The organism is Bartonella raoultii, from assembly GCF_019659805.1.
GTDB lineage: Bacteria > Pseudomonadota > Alphaproteobacteria > Rhizobiales > Rhizobiaceae > Bartonella > Bartonella raoultii.
On record NZ_JAIFRO010000017.1, the window covers coordinates 1 to 6404 of the forward strand.

At 37.7% G+C, this 6404-nt stretch carries 4 protein-coding genes and 2 pseudogenes; all 6 read left to right on the forward strand.

Features of this window, described 5'->3' with window-relative positions; translation table 11 throughout:
- The first annotated feature begins 166 nt into the window (after positions 1-166).
- The 6 genes and pseudogenes from bafA (at position 167) to K3248_RS09115 (ending at position 6088) form a co-directional block, all read left to right on the forward strand.
- Positions 167-2708: pseudogene (gene bafA / locus K3248_RS08465) on the forward strand (BafA family autotransporter).
- 420 nt (positions 2709-3128) lie between these two features.
- The gene (locus tag K3248_RS08470) at positions 3129-3308 is read left to right on the forward strand and encodes a hypothetical protein (protein ID WP_220717892.1); all 180 of its coding nucleotides are present in this window, start codon (positions 3129-3131) and stop codon (positions 3306-3308) included.
- Between the two features lie 227 nt (positions 3309-3535).
- Positions 3536-3796, forward strand: coding sequence for a hypothetical protein (locus K3248_RS09095; RefSeq protein ID WP_308765665.1), 261 nt, complete (start codon positions 3536-3538; stop codon positions 3794-3796).
- 86 nt (positions 3797-3882) lie between these two features.
- A complete protein-coding gene (locus tag K3248_RS09100) occupies positions 3883-4386 on the forward strand; it encodes a hypothetical protein (RefSeq protein ID WP_308765666.1) in 504 nt (167 codons plus the stop codon).
- Between the two features lie 261 nt (positions 4387-4647).
- Positions 4648-5828, forward strand: a pseudogene (locus K3248_RS09235) (autotransporter outer membrane beta-barrel domain-containing protein).
- A 20-nt stretch (positions 5829-5848) separates the two neighbouring features.
- Entirely contained in the window at positions 5849-6088 is a 240-nt protein-coding gene (locus K3248_RS09115) for an autotransporter outer membrane beta-barrel domain-containing protein (RefSeq protein ID WP_308765668.1), read from the forward strand.
- Positions 6089-6404 lie beyond the last annotated feature (316 nt).

A 6404-nucleotide genomic window follows, 5' to 3' on the forward strand; every position in this document is an offset into this window, starting at 1 on the left:
TTCCTTATATTCTCGATTAAAAATACATCAAAAAAATTATGAAGAAAAGTTCTTTGAGTGAAGTGATGAGGCTGCTTAGAAGAATTATTACAATCTAAGGTTGAAAATATATTTTGTAGAGCTAGTTACGTTTGGTGTCTATGCAGGCGTAAAGAGGGGGGAGGATATGGCTACACAATATAAATGGAAACGCAATTTTTGGGTACTTTTGTTGAGCAGCTGTTTTGTACAGGCAGCAGCTGCAAATGAGGGGGGGATGCCACTTTTTTGTCAATCTTCAAGTGATGAAAACGGTCAGTTATTTCACAATCAATATAATGAAGATATGAAAACAGGAAGATGCATCCTTGAGCATCGAATGATTTCATTGTAAGAACACAAAATGAATTAGGCTTTTAAAAAAGCCTAGCAATTTTACTCTTGTTAAGGGTGCTAGAATATTTGCGAGCCAGCAGGAGCTTGATGGCAATCATCGTGACAATGTTGGAGATAATGGACAAGAACAAAAGACTACGTTTCTTAAAAACCTGAGCTTATCTTCATTAAAGATGGGGCACGGCTTGAAAATTATGTCCTTGATCATGAAGGTAAAGCATACATTTCAAATGATGGTGAGATTGATAGTCGGGACGGTCTATCGATAACACAGTAAAGAATGGTGCAGAGCTTTATGTATATGCAGGAGGTCTGAGTGAGAATAGTAAAATTGAACATGGTGGAATTGAGAATGTTCAGGCTTTAAAGGGAAAACAAGGCTTTTCTAAAAATGCTGTTGTTAAAGAAGGCGGACAGCAAACTGTTGGAAATGGAGGAAAAGTAGAGGAGACTAAAATTTATGGTGGGAGCAGCTTGTTTTCGGGGAGGGGGATGTTGGAGGAGAGATTAAAGGGAGTAGCGCTTATCATACAATCATTTATGGTCAAGAGGAAACATTAGGTCAACAAAAAGTATATGACGGGGGTAAAGTTTGGAATACAAAAGTTATGGAGGAGGCGTCCAAGAGGTTGGAACAAAGTCTGAAGATGCAAAAAATGGTGGTTTTGCATTTGATACAGAAGTTTTGCTGGTGGTAAGCAGCGTATCTTAAAAGGCGGTCAGGCCATTGGAGTTACTTTAAATGAGAGCGCTATTCAGGAAATATATACGGATGGATCTGTAAAAATCTAACAATGAATGATGAAACAAAATCATGGGTACATGCGGGAGCGATATTAGAAGGCAAAACACAAGTAAATCATTCTGGACAGCTTCATCTTTATGCTGGGAATGAGCAACATCGCACCACAGTAGAAGATATTCTTTAAATGGAAAAGAGACAAAACTATATTCACTCACGGATGAGTCTGATGGAAAAAGCTCTTTGATACAAAAATTAAGCGGTGAGGGAGTGTTATTTTTGCATTTACGGGTTCTGATCCCTACTATTCTCAGCTTCATGTGAATAATCTTTCAGGAAATTTACATTTCGCATTCAATACCACGATTGCCCAAAACCGTGGAGATTATCTCTTCGTTGAGAAAGGCGCAGGAATCATACAATAAGTGTTGCTGATTCTGGCGTTGAAATCACAGATCCTTTTTCACATAAGCGTGATTTAATTACGGATCAAAGTGGTGGTGCGCATTTTACGCTGACAGATCTTAAGGGTGAAAACATTAACGCCATTGATGGCGGAACTTATATGTATGGTCTAAAAGAAAGAAAGGATGAAAATGGAAAAGTTTGGTTTTTATCGGCAGATCGCCTTAGTGGACCAGAAAACTCTATTCCAGATCCTACAGATCCATTTATTCCTGGTGGAACATTAACCACTCCCTCTACGGATGCAGTGTTAACATTATCCGTCGTTCCTGGACTTATTTTTAACAATGAATTGCAAATTATACGAAATGGTAGAAAAATTTGGAACAGAAATAGGAACGATATTGAGCTATGGACTTATGGGATTAAGAGCAGAGAACGTATTGCGACAGGCCACACACTTTAAGCTTGGGCAGACAGGTTTAGTCGTTGGTGCTGATCTGTTAAATGAATTAAGGCATGGAGAATTATATATTGGTGGTTTTGGCAGTTATGATCAAGCACGTTTTCATGCACGAGGGGGGAGTAATTTAAGCTCTTATAGCATCGGAACTTACGCAACTTATTTTGATCATCGTGGATGGTATATGGATGGTGTTTTGAAATATAATTATTATCAAGATAATTTGAAAGCCATCTCAACGAATGGTTTATCAATACAAAGTCATTACAATCAGTGGGCGATAGGTGGATCATTTGAGATTGGTTGTTATTTTGAACCAGCTCAAATACTTGGATGCAGCCTTATATCAAGCTAACAGGTTCCAGGTGGAAGGTAAAAATAAAACTTTCCAATGGAATGATCGGTGACTTAAGTCCATCGATTTCATTCCGTAGTGAAGTTGGATTGACAGCAGGACATGAATTTTTTGTGAATTCAGAAACTTCATTAACAGCTTATATAATGGCAGCTTGGTTGCGTGAGAATATAAATAATAATCACGCGATAATTAATAACCAGCATAAATTTATCACAGACTTATCGGGTAGTGCGGGTAAATTAGGAATTGGTTTAAACAGTTTGGTCAATGATAATCTAACACTTTATGCGGAAGCATATTATTTAAAAGGACATAAGATTAAAAATGCTCTTCAAGGTATTTTAGGATTACGCTACAGTTTCTAAAGACATCTTTACACAGCTGATTAAGTTTACAAATGTTATTGTTTTGCAAGCTTAAACAGATAACGCTTTGCGATGCCTTTTGGAGATATAGAGACCTTTTCAAACTGTAAGGATGCCTTTATTACTCTCTTTTAAGGCAAGGTATTAATTTACTAAAGAGTGTTCATTGTTTTGTATGTTGAATGAGAGTCTTGAACATTAGACGATTTTCTTATTCCAAATCTACTCCATTTTGATCAATCAAAATCACTTTTGTATGTCACAAGGGGAAAAGCCGTGTAGAATAAATTCACACGAAAGCACTCAAAATGTTTTTATAAACCTTTTTACGTGCTAAGGACTATCGCAACATTTTAAGACTGGTAAAGTGTGTGATGGAGCCGACTTTCTTTACCATAAGCGTAAAAATAGTAGCGTTCAATGGACTTACCATTATATCATTCACTGACAAAGTTAAAAAATGGACTGGGGCGTATTGAGAGATGTTTCTTCAAACAAGCGCGTGAGCTATCGCAATGGCGTTCTCTTTTACGTGAGGGTGGTGGTCCCATTAAAGGGCATAGGCATCTTTCATCCATAATTTTAGATACAAATCTGTGAATTATTTCTTGAATTCAAGTAAACAGTTTGAGTTTTATTCAGTTTTTCTGCTTTCAGGGAGCGTTTTTTAGTGGCTTATATATACAACTAAAAGTTGCTTAAATTAAAATAATGCAACAAAAAATTGTATTTAGACATAAATAAAACACATTATGATACATTCTAAAATGAACTACCTGCGTAGCCGCGGGGTATTTGTTTAAATAATTGAGAGTGGAGTGTGGATAATGAGGTATAAATACAAGTTAAGTTTTTCAGTATTGATGATCAGTAGTTGTCTTGTGCAATCTACAAGTGCAGTTGAGAGTAGAAATAGAGAGCGAACAAGAGCAACCCATGTAGGAAATGGAGAAGAGGAACGAAAAAAATTAGAATTAATTGCTCGTCTTTTCAAAAATAATATTACGATTGAATATGGAGATGTAGAGCTTGTTGATAATGGAAAAACTTCCGTGGGGTCCACTATTAAAAAAGGAGGAATGCAATAGTTACACGTGCAGGAAATGCACTGGAAGCTAAAATTCTTGGAGGTCAGCAGTTTGTCCGTGAAGAGCCAAATATTGATCTTACACGCGTGGTTAGACGAAGTAGTGCATATAATGCCACGGTTACGGGTGGAGATGGAGCAATAGGACAGCAGAATGTGTATGATGGGGGATATGCTTGGTATACGAAAGTAGGAAAAAATGGAGAACAAAATCTTTATGCGGGGAAAAGAAAAGAAGGAGGGAGAGCGACAGCTACAGAAGTCTCTGATAATGGCCGACAGCACGTCCTAGCACTTGGAGAGTCTGTAGAAACGACCTTGAAGGAAAAGCTATTCAAGTTGTCTATCCTAGAGGGGGGTGAATACTTTAACAATTACGGATCATGCCAAATCGTGCTACATGTTGGCGCAAAAGATGTCACTGGAGAAGTAAGGGTCAATGGTAATGGAGAGCTTTATTTGTTTGCTGGTGATAGGATAAATCATACTACTAGGAAAAATATTCCTATAAAGGACAGACCCGATGAAATAATATTTGAGGTTGGTGAACGGAATATAGGGAAAAACCTCAGATTAAAATTGAAGATTTAGGGGGACAAGATGGAACTGTTATTTTTACTTCATTCCATATGATCCACGTCATATTTCACTTCATGTTCAAAAGCTTTTGGTAATTTACATTTTCGATTCAATATTAGTGCTGCGTGGGATCTGAGTGATTATTTGACGGTTGGTGAGGGCTCAGGTAGTCATAAAATAAATGTTGCGGATTCTGGTCGTGAAATTACAGGTTCTTCTCACAAAGGAGTAGTTTTGTTACTGAGCTTCCGTTAGTTACCGATAGAAGCCAAGATGGAGGAGCTAACTTTACTCTGGCAGATCTTTCGGGGAGGAGAGATTACAGCTGTTGATGGAGGAACTTATCAGTATCAATTGGAGAAGAGAGGTCGATGTGCTAGTTCTAGTGGTAGTTCTGCAACTTGGTATTTAAGTCGAGTCTCTGAAGGTACGGAACGTACTAATTCTGAAGTAGAGTGTGTAAATAAGAAAATGAAGGTTCCTGTTGCATTATCTGAATCTGATCAAAGTACTCCTTCTAGAAGAAAAATACCGGTTCTCAGAAGTCTATCGGAAAGAGGAGCCAAGAAACGGCCTCCACGTCATTTAAAAGAAGCACAAAGTGTCTCTAGCGTTTCGGTATCTTCATCTCAAGAAAATCAGATGCATGTGGTATTGCCTCCATCACCTCCACATTCTCTTTCTACTGACACACAGAAGAGGGCTATTTCAGTATCTTCTCAGTCTTTAGCCGATCAGATGATTTTGCGTCCAAGCAATCAAGAACAATCTTCTCCACAATTGGGTGAGAAGCTTTCAGGTTCTCAGTTTTTAACAACACCTTCTACAGATGCGGTATTATCTATGTCTGTAGCCCCAGCAATAGTATTTCACAATGAAATGCAAAGCGTGCGTGCGGGAAGAGGAGGAATTCTAGATAAAAGCAAAAAAAATACGGCTTTATGGGGCTATGCGATTAAAGCAAAAGAAAGCATTGCGACAGAGCATATAGATTTTAAGCTCGATCAGACAGGGATCGTTTTAGGGATCAATGGCTTAAGCGAGTGGGAAAATGGAGAATTTTATATAGGTGGTTTTGGCAGTTATGACCACGCCCGTATTGCGCATGCACGGGGCACCAGCGGTATCAATAGTTATAGCATTGGGGCTTATGTCACGTATCTGGATTATAGTGGATGGTATCTGGATGCTCTTTTAAAATACAATCATTATCAAAATACGCTGAAGGCGGTTTCACAAATGGTTCAGGGATTGAAGGCAGTTATAAGCAATGGGCGGTGGGAACCTCCTTTGAAGCAGGGTATCGACTTCAGACGTCCAAGAGCAGTTGGTTGCAGCCTTATGGACAAATTACATGGTTGCAAGTTGAGGGAAAAGAAATCAAGTTATCGAATGACATGAGCGGTGATATCCGCCCTTTACTTCACTGCGCAGTGAGATTGGATTATCTTTAGGGTATGAATTTGGCTCTGGCATGTCTACTTCCTCACAGGCGTATATTACAGCAGCATGGTTGCGTGAAAATAAGGATGACAATCAAACGGTAATTAATGAACACCATTCATTCACCACTAATTTATCAGGGAATGCAGGTAAATTAGGCATAGGTCTAAGCAGTTTTTTGAGTGAGAAGTTAAAGTTATATGGCGAGGCTCATTATGTTAAAGGACGTAAAAAAACAGTCCCTTCAAGGTATTTTAGGGATACGCTGTAGTTTTTAATTATAAGAGTATAGTTATCTTTCAAATGTATAATTGCTTTTAAAAGTCTTTAATAAAGCATAAACAATTTTTTAGAGCATGCAGATTCGCTTTTCATAACAGATTGTGGACCTTTTTTTGTATTATAGTTTATGATGTCTTACTTTTTTATTTGATAAAAAAATTTTAAGAAGTCCAGGAATTTCCTTATATTCTCGATTAAAAATACATCAAAAAAATTATGAAGAAAAGTTCTTTGAGTGAAGTGATGAGGCTGCTTAGAAGAATTATTACAATCTAAGGTTGAAAATATATTTTGTAGAGCTAGTT